The sequence below is a fragment of the Tenacibaculum singaporense genome (genome assembly GCF_003867015.1).
Lineage (GTDB): Bacteria > Bacteroidota > Bacteroidia > Flavobacteriales > Flavobacteriaceae > Polaribacter > Polaribacter singaporensis.
In genome coordinates this window covers 1,454,521-1,477,807 of the sequence record NZ_CP032548.1, presented here as the reverse complement: position 1 = coordinate 1,477,807, position 23,287 = coordinate 1,454,521, and the positions used below count along the sequence as shown (strand labels likewise).

Annotated in this window: 21 protein-coding genes and 3 tRNA genes; 6 read left to right on the top strand and 18 right to left on the bottom strand. The window is 30.8% G+C overall.

The window, feature by feature from the left end; all coding sequences use genetic code 11:
• Nucleotides 1-7 precede the first annotated feature (7 nt).
• The 16 genes from D6T69_RS06835 to D6T69_RS06760 form a co-directional block, all read right to left on the bottom strand.
• The gene (locus tag D6T69_RS06835) at nucleotides 8-751 is read right to left on the bottom strand and encodes a hypothetical protein (RefSeq protein WP_125067035.1); all 744 of its coding nucleotides are present in this window, start codon (nucleotides 749-751) and stop codon (nucleotides 8-10) included.
• Between the two features lie 148 nt (nucleotides 752-899).
• Nucleotides 900-1,151 (bottom strand): hypothetical protein, encoded by a 252-nt coding sequence (locus D6T69_RS06830; RefSeq protein WP_206197837.1) that lies wholly within the window; start codon nucleotides 1,149-1,151, stop codon nucleotides 900-902.
• 38 nt (nucleotides 1,152-1,189) lie between these two features.
• Nucleotides 1,190-2,188, bottom strand: a complete 999-nt coding sequence (locus D6T69_RS06825) for a DUF3871 family protein (protein ID WP_125067034.1) — start codon at nucleotides 2,186-2,188, stop codon at nucleotides 1,190-1,192.
• Complete coding sequence (locus tag D6T69_RS06820) at nucleotides 2,169-3,053, bottom strand: AAA family ATPase (protein WP_125067033.1); 885 nt, start codon at nucleotides 3,051-3,053, stop codon at nucleotides 2,169-2,171. The genes D6T69_RS06825 and D6T69_RS06820 overlap by 20 nt, the downstream gene beginning before the upstream one ends.
• Before the next feature lie 95 nt (nucleotides 3,054-3,148).
• A complete protein-coding gene (locus D6T69_RS06815) occupies nucleotides 3,149-3,493 on the bottom strand; it encodes a hypothetical protein (protein ID WP_125067032.1) in 345 nt (114 codons plus the stop codon).
• 140 nt (nucleotides 3,494-3,633) lie between these two features.
• Nucleotides 3,634-4,023: a lipocalin family protein gene (locus tag D6T69_RS06810; RefSeq protein ID WP_125067031.1), complete on the bottom strand. Its 390-nt coding sequence runs from the start codon at nucleotides 4,021-4,023 to the stop codon at nucleotides 3,634-3,636.
• Nucleotides 4,024-4,042: 19 nt separating this feature from the next.
• Nucleotides 4,043-4,519, bottom strand: coding sequence for a hypothetical protein (locus D6T69_RS06805; protein ID WP_125067030.1), 477 nt, complete (start codon nucleotides 4,517-4,519; stop codon nucleotides 4,043-4,045).
• 2 nt (nucleotides 4,520-4,521) lie between these two features.
• Entirely contained in the window at nucleotides 4,522-4,923 is a 402-nt protein-coding gene (locus tag D6T69_RS06800) for a hypothetical protein (protein ID WP_125067029.1), read from the bottom strand.
• Nucleotides 4,924-4,927: 4 nt separating this feature from the next.
• Nucleotides 4,928-5,221 carry a hypothetical protein gene (locus D6T69_RS06795; protein ID WP_125067028.1) on the bottom strand — a complete coding sequence of 98 codons (294 nt, stop codon included), beginning with the start codon at nucleotides 5,219-5,221 and terminating at the stop codon, nucleotides 4,928-4,930.
• 410 nt (nucleotides 5,222-5,631) lie between these two features.
• On the bottom strand, nucleotides 5,632-5,985 hold the full coding sequence (locus tag D6T69_RS06790) for a hypothetical protein (RefSeq protein WP_125067027.1): 354 nt from the start codon (nucleotides 5,983-5,985) through the stop codon (nucleotides 5,632-5,634).
• A gap of 77 nt (nucleotides 5,986-6,062) precedes the next feature.
• Nucleotides 6,063-7,547, bottom strand: coding sequence for a hypothetical protein (locus D6T69_RS06785; RefSeq protein WP_125067026.1), 1,485 nt, complete (start codon nucleotides 7,545-7,547; stop codon nucleotides 6,063-6,065).
• A gap of 64 nt (nucleotides 7,548-7,611) precedes the next feature.
• Nucleotides 7,612-8,811 carry a site-specific integrase gene (locus tag D6T69_RS06780; protein ID WP_125067025.1) on the bottom strand — a complete coding sequence of 400 codons (1,200 nt, stop codon included), beginning with the start codon at nucleotides 8,809-8,811 and terminating at the stop codon, nucleotides 7,612-7,614.
• A gap of 190 nt (nucleotides 8,812-9,001) precedes the next feature.
• Nucleotides 9,002-9,075: transfer RNA gene (locus tag D6T69_RS06775), tRNA-Arg, on the bottom strand.
• An 8-nt stretch (nucleotides 9,076-9,083) separates the two neighbouring features.
• Nucleotides 9,084-9,158, bottom strand: a tRNA-Pro gene (locus D6T69_RS06770).
• 24 nt (nucleotides 9,159-9,182) lie between these two features.
• A tRNA-Ser gene (locus tag D6T69_RS06765) sits at nucleotides 9,183-9,264 on the bottom strand.
• 91 nt (nucleotides 9,265-9,355) lie between these two features.
• Entirely contained in the window at nucleotides 9,356-11,398 is a 2,043-nt protein-coding gene (locus D6T69_RS06760) for an HD family phosphohydrolase (protein ID WP_125067024.1), read from the bottom strand.
• A 208-nt stretch (nucleotides 11,399-11,606) separates the two neighbouring features.
• Between D6T69_RS06760 and D6T69_RS06755 the strand changes: the two genes are divergently transcribed.
• Entirely contained in the window at nucleotides 11,607-12,782 is a 1,176-nt protein-coding gene (locus D6T69_RS06755; RefSeq protein ID WP_125067023.1) for an acetyl-CoA C-acyltransferase, read from the top strand.
• 24 nt (nucleotides 12,783-12,806) lie between these two features.
• Entirely contained in the window at nucleotides 12,807-13,580 is a 774-nt protein-coding gene (locus D6T69_RS06750) for a C40 family peptidase (RefSeq protein ID WP_125067022.1), read from the top strand.
• Nucleotides 13,581-13,647: 67 nt separating this feature from the next.
• On the opposite strand, the gene D6T69_RS06745 is transcribed toward D6T69_RS06750, so the two are convergent.
• The gene (locus D6T69_RS06745; RefSeq protein WP_125067021.1) at nucleotides 13,648-14,886 is read right to left on the bottom strand and encodes a tetratricopeptide repeat protein; all 1,239 of its coding nucleotides are present in this window, start codon (nucleotides 14,884-14,886) and stop codon (nucleotides 13,648-13,650) included.
• 17 nt (nucleotides 14,887-14,903) lie between these two features.
• A complete protein-coding gene (gyrA, locus tag D6T69_RS06740; protein ID WP_125067020.1) occupies nucleotides 14,904-17,405 on the bottom strand; it encodes a DNA gyrase subunit A in 2,502 nt (833 codons plus the stop codon).
• Between the two features lie 307 nt (nucleotides 17,406-17,712).
• Here gyrA and D6T69_RS06735 point away from each other — a divergent pair, with 307 nt between their 5' ends.
• The 4 genes from D6T69_RS06735 (at nucleotide 17,713) to D6T69_RS06720 (ending at nucleotide 23,222) form a co-directional block, all read left to right on the top strand.
• Nucleotides 17,713-20,274 (top strand): ATP-dependent Clp protease ATP-binding subunit, encoded by a 2,562-nt coding sequence (locus D6T69_RS06735; protein WP_125067019.1) that lies wholly within the window; start codon nucleotides 17,713-17,715, stop codon nucleotides 20,272-20,274.
• Nucleotides 20,275-20,415: 141 nt separating this feature from the next.
• Nucleotides 20,416-21,453 (top strand): methyltransferase, encoded by a 1,038-nt coding sequence (locus D6T69_RS06730; protein ID WP_125067018.1) that lies wholly within the window; start codon nucleotides 20,416-20,418, stop codon nucleotides 21,451-21,453.
• 182 nt (nucleotides 21,454-21,635) lie between these two features.
• Nucleotides 21,636-22,610 (top strand): MBL fold metallo-hydrolase, encoded by a 975-nt coding sequence (locus D6T69_RS06725; RefSeq protein ID WP_125067017.1) that lies wholly within the window; start codon nucleotides 21,636-21,638, stop codon nucleotides 22,608-22,610.
• A gap of 51 nt (nucleotides 22,611-22,661) precedes the next feature.
• Nucleotides 22,662-23,222, top strand: coding sequence for a helix-turn-helix domain-containing protein (locus D6T69_RS06720; protein ID WP_125067016.1), 561 nt, complete (start codon nucleotides 22,662-22,664; stop codon nucleotides 23,220-23,222).
• The last annotated feature ends 65 nt before the right edge of the window (nucleotides 23,223-23,287 follow it).

Below are 23,287 nucleotides of genomic sequence, written 5' to 3'. Positions count from 1 at the left end.
ATAGTTATTAATTTAAAGTATTATAAAATTCTTCGCCTTGAAATAAGTTTTTCAATCTTTTTAAAGAATTATTTATTGGTCTATTCCCATTAAGTATATCACTAATTGTAGTAGGTTTTGTAGATATATCGTAATATGTTTTATCTTTTTCATTAAAATATAGAAAAGTTTTTTCTAGAATCAACCTAAACTCAGTATTAGTATAGTAAACAATTTTCTTATTCTCTCTTAATAATAAGAATAATACTATTATATCTGTTTTATTCATTTTAACTTTAATTTTTCTGTCTAAAGAAAAACTAGGTATTATATAATCATCTGATAAGAAATCGATTACATCTTTAATCTGTTTTATAAATAAATCTTTTGACACGTCGTTTAGATAATTAATTTCCTTAGCTTTAATTTCTATTTTAAAAAGTCTATTCAATTGATGCCTAGCAAATGATGCTATTTTTTCTTCCTCAAACATTTCGTTTTCAGTTTTATTTTTAAAATAGTTAATATATCTCCCGGCTAATGTTGATATTGAGGGGATTATAAAATCTTCATAAAACGATTTATAAACAAATATTTCTTCCTCTGTAATTGGGTTTATATCTTTTTCTAAAACTTTGAAATCTCCTTCAACAATTTTTTCATAAGTTTCATCATATGGATAAGAATTAACATCATAAGAAGCAAACTTATTTTGTAGTTTTAAAAATCTAGTTTCTTCGATAAAATCTAAAAAGGTAGTAGTATAAATCATAATTTAAAGTTGTAAAAGTTGACTGACAAGTTTGTCAAGTATTTTGAATAAAAATACACAACATTTCTAGAATTTTTCAGTGGTATTTTGTTAAAGCTGAACCGTCTCAAAAACTCCTTACGGATAAAAATACAGCACAACAGCTATCTTATTCAATTATAATATCAAAATGATGATAGTAGTAAGCTCTGTTTTTTATAATATAAACAGTCTTTAGTTCCGATGTTACTTTCACTTCATCAACCCATACAATCTGGTTCTTTTTAAAATCTCCAACATCATTCAATACACTTACTTTAAAAGGACAAAACAATATCTTTAGTAAGTTGTTCCAAGTAACAATATAAAGTTCTTTAGGATTGCTATATTTCAGCAATTCAGCCAATTCTTTATCATTCATTTTGATATTTTTATATATGAGGTTCTACGCTATTTTTTTTACGAAATAGCTATATTATAATTATGAAGAAACCAGTTGTAAGTTTCAGTTTCTATGGAATTACTGATGTTTTGCATAAACTCGTATGCATTGACATTTCGCTCTAAACAATTATCTATGTAGGATGATTTGTTAGCTCCTGTAAATAAATTGTAGACATTCCATAAGTCAATCATTTCATTTTTATTTCTACTGAAATTATCATCAGTAAAATAATCTTTGACAACTATTGATATTTGCGAATCTGTTAATTGCAAAGGAAACTTACCTTGCTTACCTCTTTTATTGAGAAAATGATACATTTTCATCTTACCAACCAAATGAGCAAACTCACTTTCTTTTAAATGATATTTAGAGAGTTTTTCTAAATTTCCAAGATGTGCTTCTTCATTATAGTTCATTATAAGGTGATGGATAGCTTCTTGTAATTCTGAAATACTACTTACTCTAATTTCTGATTTCAATCCGTCAGTACTGATACAAAGATTCGTGCATACCGTGTTTTTAAACCCAATGAAAACTTTGAATTTTTCAATAGATTTTTTACTGAATAAATTCTCTTGGTTGTAAGCTCTAACACCACCAATAGTGAGATTTAGGATTTGATTATTTACGACTACTTGCCGTTGAGGAACTTTCATCATAAAAGCCATTCTTTCGTAATAAATGGTTTTTTCGTGGTCTTTTAGTTCCTTGACTGGTTTACCAATAGCACTTGGAATTCTTCCTTTAATTTGATGAGAAACCCTTATTGCTGGTCTTGAAATTTCATTAGAAAATAAAGATTGTGCTACTTCTTTAGTTGCATCGATAAATTCATAATGTGAAATAGTAGTTTCATTATCCTTTGCAAAAACAGGAATAATACAATCCTTTTTAATGTGTTCTAATGTAACTTCTGATGTATTTGCTTCAATGAATTTACTTGATGGCTTCTGAATGATTTCTGATACGTTTTGTATCATTTGAGTTGGGTTGTTATTGGCTATTAATTTCATTTTCTGATGATTTTACAATTTGATTATCTTTTACTACTTGGCTACTTATATTTTCAATAGCTTCTTTGCGTTCAACTATGGTTTGATGTAGTTGTTTTTGCAATCCGCTATATTTTTGATAAAGGTGTCTTAAACCCTCAACTGTTGTGCATTCAGCAATTTCTTTTTTGGCTTGTTCTATTGAAATTCCTTGATTACACCATTGAATTAATCTTTTACCTGTTCCTGTACCAATGACAAATTCTGGTTTATTCATAAATAAGCCTGTTCTGTCTTTACTTGCCTTTGCTAAATGCTTATCATTTATCAATTCAAAATTTACGGTGAGTTCATATTCAAATCCTTCACGAGTAATCTCTTTAGTTCCGTGTTTTACTACTTTGGTTCTTCCGTTGTTACCTGTGTCTAAAGAATAATCTATCTTTCTTCTTGCTGTTGTAATGATGTGGCATTTTGATTGAAGAATTGCATCTATAAATGCGTTATGACGTGGGGTTATTTTTGCCCAATCTTGGAATCTTCCACCCAATTGTTCGTGTAGTTGTAAACAACCACCTTTTCCATTCCATTCGTGTGTAATACTATCAATAATAATTACTTCAATATTGGCATTTTCACATACTTTAATGGCTTGGATATATCTTTCTGGATTATAAGGTTCATTAAGGTTTAAGACATTGAAATTACCTAAATGAGAGTATAAACTTGCGCTGTTGTTTTCTGTATCAATAACTGCAATTTTGTTCCAATCTTCTGTAATTCCATAGGCTAACAATAAGGCACTCATAGTTTTTCCAAAACCTGATGCTCCTGACAATCCTAATCTTAATTTTACTTGGTGTCTTTGTGCTTGTTGTAGTTGCATAATTTTTATGATTATGTGTTATAATTAATTTAATAGACAGACATAAAAAAAGAGCCTCATTTCTGAAGCTCTTAACTATAATCTGATGAAGCAATTTATATTACCTCGTGTTCTCTTACCACATTGCTATTCACAATGCTTTCTTCTTCACTCACATACTGATAACTGTGTGTAAGCGTAATAATTTCGCCTGTTGATGGAACTGTATATTCATAAGGTTCTACTTCAACTTTTTTAATGCTACCACCAAAATCTGAACCAATCAAACTTTCGCAAGTAACAGCATCAAAAGTGCTTGGAACACTTGTTTTTCTTGCTGTGAAATAAGTTTTTCCTGTTTCCTTACTTTTCACAGCTTCAATTCCACCTTGTACAATTAGTACATTAAACTCTGACCCGTCTTGTCTTTCATAGGTCTTAAAATCTACAATTTTTACCATAGTCTTTTAAATTTTAAAGATTAAACATTTAACACGGGGGTGTCCCGCAATGGTAAAAAAGAGTGAGGGTTGATATTAGATTATGACGTTTTTACGATAGTGAAAGTGATTTGAAAATTTTGAAAAAAATATTTTTTTCTTTATTGTCTTTGATATCCTATAGTTCTTGTTGTTGTAGAGTTAGAAGATTTCATAGTCAAATTATTCCCATTAACTATTACTGTTACGTTTTCATTTGAACCAAAACTATCTGATTGTAGTGTATATTCATTAGTTCCTGTTTCACTATAATTTCCTGTTGAAATTTGTCTATCACAATTATCTCCATTTTTTTCATAAAAATTAATTGTAAAGTCACTATTAGAGCCAAAGTTTAGTGTTGATTGTTCAATACAATCATTCAATGTAGATAAATCAGAATGACTTGTTATTTTCCAATTTCCAACTATTGAATTTGTTAGGTTTTCATCACTTGATGAACATGATAATAATGAGATGATTGTTAATGTTAAAATAATTGTTTTTTTCATGATTAATTAAGGTTAAAATTTATTTTTTCATTAATAAAATTGAATCCATTTTTTTACTTTGAGAAACTGCAAATAAATAAGAGTTACCGTCTGTATATTGAAATTGGAAGTAAGCCCATCCATCTATTTTCTTTGTAAAAAATGGTTCTAATTCCTCTATGATATTGTCGAAAATATTTCTTTTGTAATCCCATTTATTAATTGGAAAGTTCATAATTTCCATATGGTCAAAATCTTTGGTTATTACATACAGTATACCGTCGTCATTTAAACCCACCCCAGAAGAATAATAAGGCGCTCCTTTATTAAATCCTGTGTCAGAAAAGTCATATCTATTCATTTCTTGTTTCCATTGACTTCTTGACATGTTATACCATTTTATAATATTCTCAACACATGTTTGAGGGTATGATTTCGTACTAAAAGTAACATCATCACACTGAGCTATTGATATATTTGATACTATTAAGAAAATAAAGGTAAAATATTTTTTCATAATTATTTGAGTTTGTTTTTTATAAGGTTAAAGAAAACTTGACTAGATTCTTTGTCTGATATCATTAGATTAAGTTTATTTTTACTATTGTAAAATGTAATGTTAGATTTTGAATTGTTTTCCATATGCTCATTATTACAACTTTCCTTTATAAAAATATTGAACAGTTTTTTTAATGGCTTTTTACATTTGTATATAAGAAGTTTTTTAGGTAGCCTAATATCTTGAATTACTATATATTCATTAGAAATTAAAAGATTAAATTCTGCTTTTTCCTTGTAGTTTCTTGTACTATCTATTTCACTTTTGAAACTTGTTAAAAGACTTTTGTATTCACCATTAAAACTCTGTGCCATTATTTGAGTAGAAAACATTAAATAGATTAATAATTGTTTGAATTTCATATACCTACCTAATAGAGTTAGCATTTAAATGATAAATAATCCCTTCATTATTTATGTAATAATTGGTAACCCAAGTTATAAAGCCATTGTATTTCCTATAACTGTATACTTCTCCATCACTACCATCGGAGTATGTTTCATAAGGTTTACCGAGGTTGAGAATTAAAGTTTTTTTTGTTTCTCCTACCCAAATTTTTCTGGCTTTTTCTATTTGTTGCTTATTATGATCAACGAGAGAAGTTGTTGCACATCCATACAAACTTAAAATTAGCACAACAGCTAAAAAGGTCTTTTTCATTTTTTAATTAATTAAAATATCTGTGGAAGAGCTAACAGAAAAGTTAGTTATATAAAAAAGGTGTGCTCTCCTACTTATTCAGCTAATCAGAGGCTCCGCCAAGAACCTAAACCACACCAAACAGCACAGAGATAACACACCCGAATTGAGTGTGTATCTACTTGTTGTACTGCTCCTGTGATTTCTAAAGAAATTTGGCGGATTCCTGATTAAGGAGCTTGTCTTAAGTAAACACCTAATATTTTTATGTTTCAATTGTAAAAATAATAAACTATTTGATTCTAAAAGGGAAATATGTAACTTTTACACAAAATTCAGAACAAAATAATTTTCACATAAAAAACCCTACAGCTAAATAACTATAGGGCTTGTTTGATATATAAACTTTTATCTGACTTTTTACAATCAATTTAGTTTACAACTCTTTTTTGCATATCTTTTACTAGCTCATTAATTCTATTTTTGAACTTTTCAGAGCTAATGCACATTTCAAATTCTGAAAAATGATGATCTTCAATATTTGAATATTTAAAGTATTCAGCATCTTTAATCATTAATAGACGTATAAACGATTTATACTTTTGATTAACAACATCTATTTCACTTTTGGGAATACTATCCCAAGTATAGAACATTGTTTTTGTTTCTGTAATTTCTAATAATCCAATCAAAGAGTTATTATCGTCTAGAAGAAGTAATTGATTCATTCCAAATACAGAAAGGTTACAATCTTCAATTTGAAAAATTGCTTTTTCTTCTTCCATTTTAATTTCAAGCTTTAATGTTGGGGGTAAAAAATTTATTGTTTTTATTTTAAATTAATTATTAAATGATTACGATTTTAGAATAACGCCTTTATAGGTATTCCAACTCTTATTCTGGCTATAAAGTCATCTGATATTTTAGAGTTATATATTGCATTTTCAAATCCAGCTTCAATACCAATAGTAACTTTATTCACACCATCTTTTTTTATATCTCTAAATACCGGGCCAAAAAGTAATGTAAAGTTTTTTTGAAAATAAGGATTATCATTTTTATTACCCATTAAAAAGTTATGAGAAAAATTTAAGCTTAACCCCATTTTATTATAACCTGAAAAAGCATATAATCCATAAAAATTAAAATTACCAAAATAACTATCATCGTTTAAGTTATTGTAATTTCCAATTTCGTTATCTTCTGTATCTGTTATTATTAGGTTTCCTGAATCATTTTTCAATCTAGGTGTTTTTAGTATGAGATTATTATCCAATAAATTCCCAGCAACAAGAGAAAAACCTGTCTGAATATAAACAAGAGAATTCCTTTTGCGTAAATAATTATAGTTTATTGAACTTTCCCATTTAAATTTATTATCAAATTCTTCAATATTCAAGTCTTTAAGAATATTTAAACTATCAATTTTATATACATGATTTGAAAATGAATTATCAAAAGCTATCCATTTAAAGGAATAACCTGAACCTTGAAACTTATTATCATATTCTTGAAATTCTTTACTAACAAGGTTTTTCTGATTACATTCACTAAAGTTCTTGTAATTAGAGTTAACAAGGCTTAAACTATCTTTTACAAATTTTGCTCCTTTTGAGTTTATTCTCTTTAATAAAGCGACAAAATCAGCTTCTTTAATATGGTTTTCATGCCCTTTCTCAACAATTGACTCAAACTTTTCGTAATTAACTACTCCCTTTCTACGTATAGACACTATAGTATCCAAAACGGCTATTTTTTTTGAAGGATTTACTTTATGATATAGTTTTACAAAACTTCTTTTTTGACTTAATATAGAATCAACAAAATATTTTCTATTATCAATATGCTTCGTTTTTGATGTACTATAGAAAGACATACTTCCTTTAAACTTATAAACAACACCTAGGTTTATACCAACATTATTAGACCAAGAACCTTCAGAATACAAATTAAAAAGAGAACTTTTTCCTTCTGTAAAAATTCCTGGTTTTAAAAACCATTGATTTTTTCCCGGGCTACTTAATGCTAAAATTGTATTAAGGTTTATTGAAGTCTCATTATTCTTAATGGCTAAACCTAAAGCAGATGAATTTGTAGAAATATCACTATTACCAAATATAGCTTGATTAAAATATTTATTTAGCTTCTTTCCCAATATGGTATTTGAAACAACTTTGTTTTTATCTTTATAATGGGTTTTAATGTAATCATCTATATGAGTTTGATATTTTGTTCTTTTATCATTCTCTTTATGATTTTTGATTATACTATCAACTTGTGTTTGGCTAATATTTTGAGAAAAGGTACTTATTGAAAATAGAAGGATTAAAAAAGTAATTTTTTTCATTAAAAAAGTTTTAAGGTTAGTGGCATAAAGTTAATATGATTTTTAAAACTAGAAATACCTAATACTAGGTATTTTCAATCTTATTTTTCAAGCTGTTAATTTCCTTACTTACCTTGACCTTTACAACTTTAGCATAATGTTCTTGCGTAACCTGTAATCTTGAATGTCCTAACAATTCTGATACAACCTCCATAGATACTCCATTTGATAATAAAATAGTAGTTGCAAAAGTTTTTCTTGCATTATGATGAGTAAGCTTCTTCTCTATTCCTAAAACTTCTAATATTTCTTTTAAATATGAGTTAAACCTTTGATTACTAATCTTAGGAAAAAAGTTGTCATACTTGTCAAGAATCTTTTGGGCTTTTGGTAGAATTGGAACTGAAATTTTAGACCCAGTTTTCTTTCTATACATTTCAATCCATTTATTGCCATCAAACCCTACTTTAATATGTTTTTCTGATAACATTGACATTTCTTGATACGCTAAACCTGTATAACAACAAAAAACAAATAAATCTTTTACTTGTTGTAATCTTGGTTGTATAAAAGTGTATTCCTCTATATCTTTTAGCTCCTCTGCAGTAAGATAAACTAGCTTGATTTTATATTTAGTAGGTTTATGTAGAATAAAAGGATTTCTATCTAAGTAATTTTCAGCGATACCATAATTAATAATCTTTTTTAATCTCTGTAAACTCCTATTAATTGTTGCTTGACTTAACTTCTTGTTAGTTTTAAAATAGTATTCTAAATCCTTTATAAACTTCAGTTCAAGCTGGTTTAATTTTATATCTGACCTCTTGTATTTATGTTTTATAAATTCAGCTACTTTGCGTTTGTTTTCGATATATCTCCCCCAAGAAGTTTCATTAAAATCTATACCTATTAATGCTTTGGTTGCATTGTTATGTAGGTCATACAACTCTAAAAGTGTCTTTTCAGTTCTGATGTTTTCTCCCTTATATTGACTATAAATATCATCTACGTCAAAATTATCTTGCTGAAGTTGCAGTAATAAAAAAGCCTCATTAATCTTTTGACTAATAAGGCTTAATTGTGTATTTACAATTTCTGAGTTTTCTGCTTTACTTAAAAGCTTCTGTTTTTTGCTATCCCAGTAATTGGGGTTTATAAATAATCCTGTAGAGAAATCTTTTCTCTGTTTATTATAAGTTATCCTACATCTCATAGGACTATTACCTCTTTTATTTATTCTGTTTTTCTGAATAAAAAATAGTATATGTATTTTACTGTTATTCATTATTTTAATATTTTAAAAAATGTGCACCTTAACAAAAAAGCATGTACTCCTAAATGTGCACCTCAAAAGGGCTATAAAAGGATATTATTGATAAAAATGAAGATGTGAGTAAAGGTATTGAAATACTCCTACAAGCACCATAAAACCTACAAAAACAAAAAAGCCTCACTATTTCTAGTAAGGCTTATTGTGATCGCGACAGGATTCGAACCTGTGACCGTCTGCTTAGAAGGCAGATGCTCTATCCAGCTGAGCTACGCGACCATTGTTTGTCGGGGTGGCAGGATTCGAACCTGCGACCTCCTGCTCCCAAAGCAGGCGCGATGACCGGGCTACGCTACACCCCGATGGTGTCATCTACAACTTTTTTGCGGAGAGACCGGGATTCGAACCCGGGCATCCCGAAGGATGACAGCTTAGCAGGCTGCTGCATTACCACTCTGCCACCTCTCCCTAATTCTTGCCGAAGCGTGAACTAAAAATTGCGAGTGCAAATGTATAACTATATATACGTTTCTACAAACTTTTTTGATAAAAAAATCACCTATTCTGGGTACTCAACTCGTAAGTGATAGATATTCATTAACTTATTCTTAATAATTTTTTTAATTTTTTCTATTTCTCTAAAAGTAATATCAGAATTTATGAACTGATTATCGTTTTTTTGCTTGTCTATAATTCTATCAATTAACACATCTATCGATTGTGCTGTCGGATTTTTTAAACTTTTAGAAGCAGCTTCTGCTGCATCACACATCATTAAAATGGCTGTTTCTTTTGAAAACGGAATTGGTCCTTGGTATTGAAACTTCTGAATATCAACATCTGGATTGTTTTCTTGTTCTTGTTTATAAAAGTAATAGGTAACGCTTGTTCCATGGTGTGTACGGATAAAGTCTATAATCCTATCTGGTAATTTATTCTTTTTAGCTATTTCAATTCCGTTAATTACGTGATCTAAAATAATACGTGCACTATCTACTGGTAATAAATCATTATGTGGGTTAACTCCTGTGGATTGATTTTCGGTGAAATACATTGGATTTACCATTTTACCAATATCGTGATATAAAGCTCCTGTTCTTACTAGCATAGAGTTCGCTCCTATTTCATTTGCTGCTGCTTCAGCTAAATTAGCCACCTGCATGGAATGTTGGAACGTTCCTGGTGCTTTCTCGTTTAAATCTCTTAATAGTTTTGAATTTGTATTAGAAAGCTCTAATAAAGTTACATCAGAAACCAACCCGAAAAGCTTTTCATAAAAATAGATAAAAAACACTGCTAAGAACGATAACAATCCGTTAGCTGCAAATAGACCAAAATACATCCAATTTATCTTATCTGCATTCCCTTCTTTTAAAATAGAAAAGGCAAAATAAGTAACCATATAAATTAGCGTTATTTGTCCAATAGACATAAACAAACTTGCTCTTTTATATAATTCAGAAACCGTTAATATGGTTACAATTCCCGCTATAATATGTAAATAAATAAACTCAAAACTATTTGGTACAATAAACCCTAATAACAATACGGTAAGTACATGAGTAAACAAACCTAATCTAGCATCAAAAAAAGCTTTTAGTACAATTGGTAAAATACTTAACGGAACAACATACAAATAATCAGAATTGTATTTTACCACCATCGTTTGTACAAAAATCATTAAAAAGATATTGAAGAAAATAAAGGTTACTTTATTATTATCATTAAAAGTTTCAAACCTATATCTTTCTAAAAACAATAATAACATCAATAATGCTAGGGCTACTAAAATTGTGTATCCAAATACAATCCAATAATAATTAGATTTTGTCCAAATTCTAGAGCTTGATGCTACTTCATACGACTTTAAAACATTATACTTTCTTCCTTCAACAATATCTCCTTTTAAAATAATTAATTCTCCTTTTGAAACTTTTCCTTTTGCATAAGAAATACCTTGTAAACGTTCATTTAACTCCTTTTCACTGTATTTATAATCGTAGGTTACGTTAGGGCGCAAATTATTTGACAAATAGTTTATTAGAAGACGTTGTTTATAGTACTGAAGTCCCTCTGTATTTGTTCTTAAAAAGCTTAAAATATCTTTTGATTGTACTAACCTTGAAAACGGAACATCATCAATAGAGTTTCCTTTTCGTAATATTATTACATCTCCTCTATTTGCTTTATCAATACTTGCATCATCTAGAAAACCATACAGATATATTTTATCAATAAGTTTTTCTCCTTCTCTAATTAAATCTCTAATAGCACTAGTTGATAAAGAGTCTATATTTGTAACTTGATTAGTAAATGAACGGAATACTTCTGTTTTTATCGATGTATCAACTACAAAATATTTTTTTGAACTATTTTCAAGTTCTTTTTTCTCAGCTTCAATCTCTTCTGGAGTCTTTTGAATGGCAAAATCAAATGGAGCATATAAATTATCATATTGCCAAGGTTTTCCTTGCGGAAAATCATACTTAAACTGTCCTCCTTTAGGAAACAAATACACAATAGCAATTACTGTAATTAAGAATAACAATACTTTGTAAATTATCGTGTTATTCTTGTACAGTCTGTTGATTAAATCGTTCATTTTTGATCTTTATAAAATGTAAATATAACCTTTCTCTATTATTTGAGTACTTGTTATAAAATGGTTATTTTCGCAAAACAAATCTTAATACAATTCACCCAATACATGAAATCAATAGTAGGAAAATAATTATTAAGCACTTAAAAGCTTTATTATTTTAGTCACTTTTGGTTATTGGGATAAATAAAAAATTAACAAATAGTAGCACATGAAAGAAGTAGTAATAGTATCGGTTGCAAGAACTCCAATTGGTAGTTTTTTAGGAACATTATCAACTACACCTGCGCCTAAATTAGGTGCTGTAGCCATTAAAGGAGCTTTAGATAAAATTAACTTAAAACCAGAAATGGTTGAAGAAGTTTTTATGGGTAATGTAGTTTCGGCAGGTTTAGGACAAGCCCCAGCTCGTCAAGCTGCAATTTTTGCAGGAATACCAGATACTGTGCCTTGTACTACTGTAAATAAAGTTTGTTCATCAGGAATGAAGTCTATTATGTTAGCTGCACAAACTATCGCTTTAGGTGATGCCGAAATAGTTGTTGCTGGTGGTATGGAGAACATGAGTATGATTCCTCACTACCAACATGCTAGAACTGGCAGTAAATTTGGTCCTATCAAAATGGAGGATGGAATGCAAAAAGATGGTTTAGTTGATGCTTACGAACAAGTAGCCATGGGAGTTTGTGCTGATGAATGTGCTGTTGAATATGAATTTTCAAGAGAAGATCAAGATGCTTTTGCTGTTGAATCATACAACCGTTCTGCTAAAGCGTGGAGCGAAGGAAAATTTGCAGATGAAGTTGTTCCAGTTGAAATACCTCAACGTCGTGGAGAGCCTATTGTCTTTTCTGAAGATGAAGAGTATAAGAATGTAAAAATGGAAAAAATTCCTGCGTTACGTCCTGCGTTTACGAAAGAGGGTACAGTAACTGCTGCTAATGCATCAACTATTAATGATGGTGGAGCTGCTTTAGTATTAATGTCTGCTGATAAAGCTGCTGAATTAGGCTTAACTCCATTAGCAAAAATTAAAGGATATGCTGATGCTGCTCATGAACCAAAATGGTTTACAACAGCTCCTGCTAAAGCATTACCTAAAGCTTTAGCTAAAGCTGGAGTTTCTATTGATGATGTTGATTATTTTGAATTAAACGAAGCTTTTTCTGTAGTTGGGTTAGCAAATATGAAAATCTTAGGATTATCTGCTGACAAAGTAAATGTTAATGGTGGTGCTGTTTCATTAGGACACCCATTAGGAGTTTCTGGAGCTAGAATTATTATTGCTTTAACTTCAATTTTAAAACAAAACAACGCTAAAATTGGTGCTGCTGGTATTTGTAATGGTGGTGGTGGTGCTAGTGCAATGGTTATTGAAAGAGTTTAATTGTTTTAAAGCCCCAACTAGTAGATGTCTTTCGGAATTTGTAATTTAAGTATTGTTCCTCTTCGATTAGAGCCTTCTGATGCTTCAGAAATGGTAAATCAAGTTGTTTTTGGTGAGCACTTTGAAGTCTTAGAAAAAACTAAAAAATGGAGTAAAATTCGTTTAGCTTTCGATGATTATGAGGGCTATATAGATAATAAACAATACGAAGAAATTTCTGAAGAAATACATATTCTTTTATCTAAAGAAAAAAAGCACTATGCTGGTGAATTAATTGATTTTATTACTGATAATAACAGTAATTTAACCACTATTCCTATGGGAGCTCGTCTTCCATTGTTTAAGAATAATAAAATCAATATTAACAATACCTCTTTTTTATATGAGGGCAAAGTATGCAATAACAAACTAGCTAAATCTGCAATTGTAGAAACCGCTTTCTTATTCTTAAATGTCCCTTATTTATGGGGAGGTAAATCGCCTTTTGGAATTGATTGTTCAGGATTTACCCAAACTGTATATAAACTATGTGGATACAATCTTCTACGCGATGCTAAACAACAAGCAACTCAAGGCGAAGTATTAAGTTTTATTGAAGAAAGTGAACCCGGTGATTTAGCGTTTTTTGATAATGAAGAAGGTATTATTACCCATGTTGGAATTATTATGAATGACTACAACATTATACATGCTCACGGAAAAGTTCGTATTGATAAATTAGACCATAGTGGTATTTATAATGTTGATACGCAGCAACACACTCATAAACTTAGAGTTATTAAACGTTTAGTTGAATAACCAACTTTTATAACACAAAAAAAACCGAAACTTAAAAGTTTCGGTTTTTTTATACTTGAATAACTTCTTATTTCATTGATTGATACAACTCTCTATATTCAGAAGCCTTATCGCTCATTTCTAAAACTTCATATAAGTTCATTAAAGTTTTAACAGTTTCTACATTTCTGTTTAAACTATCAGCTTTTTCTAAAAATGGAATAGCCTCTTTATAAACTTCTTTTTGCTTTGCAGCTAACTCATCATACTTTTTAAAGTTAGATAAGTTTTTATTCATCTCTTCTACAATCGCTTTTTCTTTATCTAAAACTACTACTGCTAAATTCATGTAAGCATCAGCATAATCTGGTTTTAACTCTACAGCTTTGGTATAATACTTTTTAGCATCATCCATTCTACCTTCGTTAAAGTTTACAACACCTAAATTATAGTATAAAGTTGGATTTTCTGGATCTAAAGCTACAGCTTCATTCATTAATTCTCCAAACTTATCCATTTTCCCCATCTCAACATATAACTGAGCTTCATTTAAGATTAAGTTTAAATCTTTAGGGTTAGAAGCACGAGCATCTTTAAAAGCTGCAATAGCTTCATCAGTTTTTCCTTGTTCTTTTAATATTAAAGCTACATTTTTAACAATTGTTGCTGATTTTGAATCAGAAGACTTTGTTTCTGGTTTTACATAATTTCCTGTTTTTACCATTAAATCTCTTCTAGCCTTGTCATTTCCAAAACTTTCAACTTTTCCAGTAGTTTTATCTGTAGCTACATATTGCTTTTCAACACCTGTATAACCTATTTTTTGTAACTCTCTGTAATACTCAATCGCCTTATCATAATCTTTAGCTTGAGTAGCTGAAACAGCCGCATTATATGCAAATGAAGTATCTGTAGGACTTAACACATATGTTAAATAGAAACCATCAGCAGCACCCTTATAGTCTTTTTTATTATTGTATAAATCAACTGCTTTTTTTGAAACTTCTTGAATCATTTGGTTTAAGATAGGCTTAGCCTCATCTGTATACTTATTCTCACCCATCGCTAATAAAGCGTTCAAAGCTTCTCCTGCTTTTTTATAATCTTTTTTAGCAGCTAATGCTTTACCTTTTAAGAAATAAAATTTAGATTTATATTTATCTTCACCATTCATCATTAAAGAGCCCTCAATCGCGTTAAGAGTGCTTAATGCAGTAGTAAAATCTTGTTTTTTTATCGCTTTTTCAGCATCTTTTAATTCCGATTTCTGAGCCACCGCCCCTAACGACATTAATCCTAAAGAAAGGGCTAAAATTTGATTTTTCATTTTTAGTTATGATTTATTTATTGTTGTTCTTGACTTTCGTTTGTTTCGTTTTCAATTTCCATGCCATTTTCATCTTCGTCTTTTTCATGCATAACTTTTGCTACTGCTGCAATATCATCATTATCTTTAATATTGATTAGTTTAACCCCCTGTGTCGCTCTACCCATAACTCGTAAATCTTCAACAGCCATTCTGATAGTTAACCCTGATTTATTAATAATCATTAGATCATTAGAGTCATCAACATTCTTGATAGCAACTAAATTACCAGTTTTTTCTGATATATTCAACGTTTTAACTCCTTTACCTCCACGATTCGTTATACGGTAATCTTCTAAATTAGAACGTTTTCCATATCCTTTTTCTGAAACTACTAAGATATTACTTTCCATATCATTAACAGCAACCATACCAATTACCTCATCATTTTCATGTGATAATGTAATACCGCGAACTCCTGAAGCTGTTCTTCCCATTGGACGTGTTTTAGCTTCTTCAAAACGAATTGCTTTCCCTGATTTAAGTGCAAGCATTACTTGGCTATCTCCAGTAGTTAGTTTCGCCTCTAGTAACTCATCACCTTCTTTAATGGTAATTGCATTAATACCATTAGTTCTTGGACGAGAGTATTGCTCTAAAGGAGTCTTCTTAACCTGACCACGTTTTGTTGCCATAATAACATAATGACTGTTGATGTAATCTTCATCTTTTAAATCACCTGTTACTAAGAACGCCTTTACCTTATCATCTTGTTCAATATTGATTAAATTTTGAATCGCTCTACCTTTTGTATTCTTACCTCCTTCTGGAACTTCGTACACACGCATCCAAAATACTTTTCCTTTTTGAGTAAAGAACAACATGTATTGGTGGTTAGTACCAACAAATAAATGTTCTAAGAAATCTTCGTTACGAGTAGTCGCTCCTTTTTGTCCACGTCCTCCTCTATTCTGAACCTTATATTCATCTAAGTTAGTACGCTTTACATAACCAGCATGCGAAATAGTAACTACTACTTTAGAGTTAGGAATCATATCTTCGATTCGCATATCTCCTCCTGCATACTCAATTACCGAACGACGATCATCTCCATACTTTTCTTTAATATGCAGTAATTCATCTTTAATTATTTGGTAACGTCTAGGTTCGTTAGCAAGAATATCTTTTAAATCTGCTATTGTTTTGATGATTTCATCATACTCAGCACGTAATTTATCTTGCTCCAGTCCTGTTAACTGACGTAAACGCATTTCTACAATAGCACGTGCTTGAATCTCTGTTAACTCAAAACGCTCTATTAATTTTTCACGTGCTTCATCTGCATTAGAAGAACCTCTAATAATAGCAATTACTTCATCAATATTATCAGAAGCTATAATTAATCCTTCTAAAATATGAGCACGAGCTTCTGCCTTCTTTAATTCAAATTCTGTTCTACGAACAATTACTTCGTGTCTATGCTCTACAAAGTAGTGAATTAACTGTTTTAAGTTTAATTGCTCAGGACGACCATTAACTAAAGCAATATTGTTTACACTAAACGAAGTTTGTAATTGTGTATACTTAAATAGCTTATTTAAAACAATATTAGGAATAGCATCACGCTTTAAAACATAAACAATACGCATTCCTTTACGGTCAGACTCATCACGAATACTTGCAATACCTTCTAGCTTCTTATCATTAACCAAGTCTGCAGTTTTCTTAATCATTTCTGCTTTATTCACTTGGTAAGGAATCTCAGTTACGACGATACACTCACGTCCTTTTACCTCTTCAATAGTAGCTTTAGCACGCATTACGATACGTCCACGACCTGTATGGAAAGCATCTCTTACACCATCATAACCATAAATAATTCCACCTGTAGGAAAATCAGGTGCTTTGATGTGTTGCATTAACTCATCAATCTCAATATCTCTATTATCAATATAGGCAATAGTACCATTAATAACTTCAGTTAAGTTATGCGGCGCCATGTTTGTTGCCATACCTACTGCAATCCCCGATGCTCCATTAACTAATAAGTTAGGAATACGTGTTGGTAGTACCGTAGGTTCTTGTAAGGTATCATCAAAGTTTAACTTGTGATCTACCGTATCTTTTTCAATATCAGATAACATTTCTTCTGATATTTTCTGCATACGCACCTCAGTATAACGCATTGCTGCTGGACTATCACCATCAACCGAACCAAAGTTCCCTTGTCCATCAACCATCATATAACGCACACTCCAGTCTTGTGCCATACGTACCATTGAGTCGTATACCGAAGTATCTCCGTGTGGGTGATACTTACCTAATACTTCCCCTACAACTCTTGCAGATTTTTTATATGCTCCAGTAGCTTTAATTCCTAATTCGTGCATACCAAACAACACTCTTCTATGCACTGGTTTTAAACCATCTCTTACATCGGGTAATGCTCTGGATACTATCACCGACATTGAATAATCGATGTATGCGGACTTCATTTGCTCTTCAATGTTGATAGGGATCAACTTTTCGCCATCTGCCATATATTTTCTTTTAAAATATTAGTATTTATTTTTGTCAAAAAAGTGAATTTTACACTTGATAAAACTCACTTTTAAAATGCTTTTTAGTTCTCTGCATTTTCTAAAACATTGCAAGATACTACAACCCTCAGTTTTACACAAAAAATATACCGACTGTTTTGTGTTATTTATTAACAATTTTATAAGGTTATTAAACATTAAAATACCTTATTTTACTCGTCAGAATGTCAGTTAAAAACTATTGGCATCTTTTTTGTAATTTTTAAGAAAAAAACTTACTAACTTTACAGAGATAGAAAATAAATTTATGGACGATAATTTTTCACCACAGGTTAGAGATGTGATTACTTTCAGTAAAGAGGAGGCCTTAAGACTAGGACATGACTTTATTGGAACGGAACATCTTTTGTTGGGTTTGATTAGAAAAGGTGATGGAAAAGCCATTGAAATATTAACAACTTTTGATGTTGATTTAGATTTAGTACGTAATAAACTAGAAAAACTAAATCCGACAACCCCATCTTTTTCAAGCCCTCAAAGGAAGAGCTTACACCTTACAAGACAAGCAGAGAAAGCTATAAAAACAACGTTTTTAGAAGCTAAATTATATCAAAGTAACGCAATAGATACTGCGCACTTATTATTATGCATCTTACGTAACGAGAATGATCCTACAACAAAACTACTTCAAAAATATGATGTAGATTATGAGCAGGCTAAAAACTTGTACAAAGAGCTACACGTAGATGATGACACATTTATTTCACCTATAGGAGAAACTCCATCAGACGATGAATTTGCTGACGAAAAGTCAAACCCTTACGGGCAACAACCTCAAAAAGGAAAGCAAGTTAAAAAATCTAAAACTCCTGTTTTAGATAACTTCGGACGTGATTTAACAGCATTAGCAGTTGCTGGAAAGTTAGACCCTGTTGTAGGCCGTTTAAAAGAAATTGAGCGTGTTTCTCAAATTTTAAGTAGACGAAAAAAGAACAACCCAATGCTTATTGGTGAACCTGGTGTTGGTAAATCTGCCATCGCTGAAGGATTAGCCTTACGTATTGTAGATAGAAAAGTATCTCGAATTTTATTCGATAAACGAATTGTTTCTCTTGACTTAGCTAGCTTAGTTGCTGGTACAAAATATAGAGGTCAATTTGAAGAACGTATGAAAGCGTTAATGAATGAGCTAGAAAAGAATGATGACATCATTTTATTTATTGATGAGATTCATACCATTGTGGGTGCTGGAGGAGCTACAGGTTCGTTAGATGCTTCTAACATGTTAAAACCTGCCTTAGCTAGAGGAGAAATTCAATGTATTGGTGCAACTACTTTAGATGAATACAGAACTAATATTGAAAAAGACGGTGCATTAGAACGTCGTTTTCAAAAAGTAATTGTAGACCCTACTTCTGTTGAAGAAACGATACAAATTTTACACAACATTAAAGGGAAATACGAATCACATCATCATGTTACTTTTACTGATGAAGCTATTGATGCTTGTGTAAAATTAACCAACCGTTATATGACTGATCGCTTTTTACCAGACAAAGCTATTGATGCTTTAGACGAAGCCGGGTCGAGAATTCATATTACAAATATTGTAGTTCCTCAACAAATTTTAGAATTAGAGGCGAAACTAGAAGAAATTAGAGGACGCAAAACTAAAGCAGTAAGCGGACAAAAGTACGAGGAAGCTGCTAAGCTTCGTGATGACGAAAAAAATATAGAAACAGCTTTAGAATCAGCTCAACACCAATGGGAAGAAGATTCTAAACTACATAGAGAAATTGTAACTGAAGATAATGTAGCTGAAGTAGTATCGATGATGACAGGAATTCCTGTAAATCGTGTTGCAGAAGCAGAAAGTAGCCGTTTAGCAGAATTACCTCAATTAATAAAAGGTAAAGTAATTGGTCAAGATGAAGCCGTTACCAAAGTAGTAAAAGCTATACAACGTAACCGTGTTGGACTAAAAGACCCTAATAAACCAATCGGTTCTTTTATTTTCTTAGGTTCAACTGGTGTTGGTAAAACACAGTTAGCTAAAGTATTAGCACGTGAGTTATTTGACTCTGAAGATTCTTTAATTAGAATTGATATGAGTGAATACATGGAGAAGTTTGCCATTTCTCGTTTAATTGGTGCACCTCCAGGATACGTTGGTTATGAAGAAGGTGGACAATTAACTGAAAAAGTACGTCGTAAGCCTTATTCTGTAATCTTATTAGACGAGATTGAAAAGGCGCATCCTGATGTATTTAACATGCTATTACAAGTGTTAGATGATGGACACATAACAGATAGTTTAGGTCGTAAAATAGATTTTAGAAACACCATTATTATTATGACTTCAAACATTGGAGCTCGTAAATTAAAAGATTTTGGTGGTGGTGTTGGTTTCGGAACTGCTTCTAAAAAAGAACAAGAAGATGCACATGCTAAAAGCATTATTGAAGGTGCTTTAAAGAAATCATTTGCACCTGAGTTTTTAAATCGTATTGATGATGTTGTAATCTTCAACTCTCTAGAGCGTGAAGACATTCATAAGATTATTGATATTGAATTAGATAAATTACTAAGACGTATTGATGACTTAGGTTACAAACTTACGTTAAGTGAAAAAGCCAAAGATTATATTGCTGACAAAGGTTTTGACAAACAATACGGTGCTCGTCCATTAAAAAGAGCCATTCAGAAATACATTGAAGATGCATTAGCTGAAGAAATTGTAAACTCTAAATTAAATGAAGGTGATGCTATCTTTATGGACTTAGATGAGAAAGACAAAAAGCTCATCATTAAAATAGAAAAAGGTGAAAAACCAAAAGAGTCTCGTACCGAAATAGACGAAGACCAATAAAAATAAAAATCCCAGGTAAATAACGCTTGGGATTTTTTTATCCTCTTGATTTTACCCGATTCATAAATTAGTTTCATTTATCCCTAATAATTGAACTTAATAAAACTAAAAAGATTAATTATTAACTATAACAACTAAACTATGAACTCAACAAACGAAAACCAAATTACCCCTTCAAGAATCATGGAAGTAGGTATGGGTTTTTGGGCTTCAAAAACCTTACTTACTGCTGTTAAAATGGGGTTATTTACACATTTAGCCAAAGGGGGATTATCAGGAAAAGAAATTCAAGATAAACTCAAACTTCATGATAGATCTCTTTTCGACTTTCTTGACACTTTAGTTGCTTTAGGTTTCTTACAACGTTCCGGATTAAAAGAAAGCGCTATATATAGCAATTCTGAAGATTCCAACTTGTTTTTAGATAAAAACAAACCTAGTTATATGGGAGGCATATTAGAAATGTCTAACAACAGATTGTATCCTTTTTGGAACGATTTAGAAGAAGCTTTAATAACTGGAAAACCACAAAATGAGACAAAAAATGGTGGCAAGCCAATATTTGAAGCAATTTATGCAGATGAAAATAAGCTCCGAGAATTTATACACGGAATGTCAGGTGTTCAGGCTGGAAATTTCATGAAATTAGCTCGTGATATTAATTTTTCTAAATACAATACGTTATGTGATATTGGTGGTTCTGGAGCAGATTTATCAATACAAATTGCAAAAAGTAATCCGCATATAAAATGTATTTCTTTTGACCTTCCTGCTGTTGAACCAATAGCAAAAGAAAATGTAACCCGTTTTGATTTAAACGACAGAATAGAAATTCACTCAGGTGATTTCTTTGTTGATGAATTACCAAAAGCAGACGTTATTACCATGGGAAACATTCTTCATGATTGGGGTACAAAAGATAAGTTAATGCTCATAAAAAAAGCCTATAACGCCCTACCTAAAGAAGGAGCACTAATCATTATTGAAAATATAATTGATAATGAAAGAAATAAAAATGCTTTTGGTTTAATGATGTCCCTAAACATGATTATTGAAACAGATGAAGGCTACGATTTTACTCTTTCAGATTTTAATAACTGGGCAAAAGAGGTAGGTTTTAGCAATACTAGAATGATGCATTTAACTGGTCCTTCGAGTGCCATTATCGCTGTTAAATAACTTTAAAAATCTCGTACTTAAATAAACGAAGACTAATAAAAATCCCAAGTAAATAACATTTGGGATTTTATTATTCTATATCTATCCCTCATCAAGAGTATTAAATCTCCCTTCTTCTTTCTAGTATTAAATTTGTACTTTTAACTAATAATCAAAACACATTAGTACCAACAAGTTATAATATGAATAAATACTGTATTCTTTTCATTGCTCTCCTTATCCTTTCATGTACTGGTAATACATCTTCAAAGAAAACATCAAAAACAAACACCCCTACAAAACAAAGTAAGAGCAATACCGCTATTGTTATTTTAGGAACTATTCAAGATGCAGGCTCTCCACAAATTGCATGTAAAAAAGAGTGTTGTGCTAACCTTTTTAAGAATCCTGATAAAAAAAGACAGGTAACCTCATTAGGAGTAATTGACAAGCAACACCATAAAACTTATTTGTTTGAAGCAACTCCTGATATTGCAACACAAATGAAAACACTTACCAAACTAGAAGATGGTAGTGACAAAGAAATTGCAGATGGAATCTTTTTAACACATGCTCATATAGGACACTACACTGGTTTAATGTATTTAGGTAAAGAAGCTATGGATGCTGACAATACACCTGTATATACAATGCCTAGAATGAAAGAGTTCTTATCTGAAAATGGACCTTGGAATCAATTAATCACACGAAAAAACATAGCGCTCTATCCAATAAAAAATGAAAAAACAATTGAACTAACCAAAAACATTAAGGTTACTCCACTTATGGTTCCTCATAGAGACGAATATTCAGAAACCGTGGGCTATCGCATAACTGGTCCTAATAAAAGTGCTTTGTTTATTCCTGATATTGACAAATGGGAAAAATGGGACAAAAACATTATTGATGAAATTAAAAAAGTAGACTATGCTTTTTTAGATGCTACTTTTTATAGTGGAAAAGAAATAAACAGTAGAGATATTAGCCAAATACCACATCCTTTTATTATTGAAAGCTTAGAAAAATTTAAAGATTTAAGTAAACAAGAAAAGAACAAAATTATCTTTATTCACTTCAACCATACAAACCCTGTTATAAACCCAACTAGTGAAGAAAGTGAGTTTGTAAAATCACAAGGGTATAGAATTGCAGAAATTGAAACCGTTTTTGATTTATAGCAAGCACTTATTCCTATCTTTGTAAACCTAACAAACTATAATAAAAATACTATGACGCTCACTATTAAAAATATGGTTTGCAATCGCTGTATCCTAGTCATTCAAAATGAATTAGATAAATTAGGTATTCGCGTAAAAAACATTAAATTAGGTGAGGTTATACTAGAAAAAGAACTTACTTCAGATGAAAAAGAAAGTCTGGACAAGATTTTACTTGATTTAGGCTTCGAGATTATTGATGATAAAAAAAGTCGCATTATTGAAAAGATAAAAAACTTAATCATCAATTTGGTACACCATCAAGACAGTGAAACAAAAATCAATCTATCTGAACTATTAAGCAACGAACTACATCACGATTATAATTACTTATCCAATCTTTTTTCTGAAGTAGAAGGTACTACTATTGAAAAGTATTTTATTGCTCAAAAAATAGAAAAGGTAAAAGAGTTACTCGTTTACGATGAATTATCCTTAAGTGAAATTGCCTTTCGTTTACACTATTCAAGCGTAGCATATTTAAGCAATCAGTTTAAAAAAGTTACAGGATTAACGCCAAGTCACTTTAAAAAAATCCGTAAAGACAGAAGAAAACCATTAGACGAGGTGTAAATCTTATAAATCAATTCCAAAATTCCACAATAAATTTCCTCTAACTTAATGCCAACTTTGTACTG

Coding starts and splice junctions, on each gene's coding strand:
- D6T69_RS06835 (WP_125067035.1), bottom strand. CDS start 751: ATGATTTATACTACTACCTTTTTAGATTTTATCGAAGAAACTAGATTT.
- D6T69_RS06830 (WP_206197837.1), bottom strand. CDS start 1,151: ATGAATGATAAAGAATTGGCTGAATTGCTGAAATATAGCAATCCTAAA.
- D6T69_RS06825 (WP_125067034.1), bottom strand. CDS start 2,188: ATGAAATTAATAGCCAATAACAACCCAACTCAAATGATACAAAACGTA.
- D6T69_RS06820 (WP_125067033.1), bottom strand. CDS start 3,053: ATGCAACTACAACAAGCACAAAGACACCAAGTAAAATTAAGATTAGGA.
- D6T69_RS06815 (WP_125067032.1), bottom strand. CDS start 3,493: ATGGTAAAAATTGTAGATTTTAAGACCTATGAAAGACAAGACGGGTCA.
- D6T69_RS06810 (WP_125067031.1), bottom strand. CDS start 4,023: ATGAAAAAAACAATTATTTTAACATTAACAATCATCTCATTATTATCA.
- D6T69_RS06805 (WP_125067030.1), bottom strand. CDS start 4,519: ATGAAAAAATATTTTACCTTTATTTTCTTAATAGTATCAAATATATCA.
- D6T69_RS06800 (WP_125067029.1), bottom strand. CDS start 4,923: ATGAAATTCAAACAATTATTAATCTATTTAATGTTTTCTACTCAAATA.
- D6T69_RS06795 (WP_125067028.1), bottom strand. CDS start 5,221: ATGAAAAAGACCTTTTTAGCTGTTGTGCTAATTTTAAGTTTGTATGGA.
- D6T69_RS06790 (WP_125067027.1), bottom strand. CDS start 5,985: ATGGAAGAAGAAAAAGCAATTTTTCAAATTGAAGATTGTAACCTTTCT.
- D6T69_RS06785 (WP_125067026.1), bottom strand. CDS start 7,547: ATGAAAAAAATTACTTTTTTAATCCTTCTATTTTCAATAAGTACCTTT.
- D6T69_RS06780 (WP_125067025.1), bottom strand. CDS start 8,811: ATGAATAACAGTAAAATACATATACTATTTTTTATTCAGAAAAACAGA.
- D6T69_RS06760 (WP_125067024.1), bottom strand. CDS start 11,398: ATGAACGATTTAATCAACAGACTGTACAAGAATAACACGATAATTTAC.
- D6T69_RS06755 (WP_125067023.1), top strand. CDS start 11,607: ATGAAAGAAGTAGTAATAGTATCGGTTGCAAGAACTCCAATTGGTAGT.
- D6T69_RS06750 (WP_125067022.1), top strand. CDS start 12,807: ATGTCTTTCGGAATTTGTAATTTAAGTATTGTTCCTCTTCGATTAGAG.
- D6T69_RS06745 (WP_125067021.1), bottom strand. CDS start 14,886: ATGAAAAATCAAATTTTAGCCCTTTCTTTAGGATTAATGTCGTTAGGG.
- gyrA (WP_125067020.1), bottom strand. CDS start 17,405: ATGGCAGATGGCGAAAAGTTGATCCCTATCAACATTGAAGAGCAAATG.
- D6T69_RS06735 (WP_125067019.1), top strand. CDS start 17,713: ATGGACGATAATTTTTCACCACAGGTTAGAGATGTGATTACTTTCAGT.
- D6T69_RS06730 (WP_125067018.1), top strand. CDS start 20,416: ATGAACTCAACAAACGAAAACCAAATTACCCCTTCAAGAATCATGGAA.
- D6T69_RS06725 (WP_125067017.1), top strand. CDS start 21,636: ATGAATAAATACTGTATTCTTTTCATTGCTCTCCTTATCCTTTCATGT.
- D6T69_RS06720 (WP_125067016.1), top strand. CDS start 22,662: ATGACGCTCACTATTAAAAATATGGTTTGCAATCGCTGTATCCTAGTC.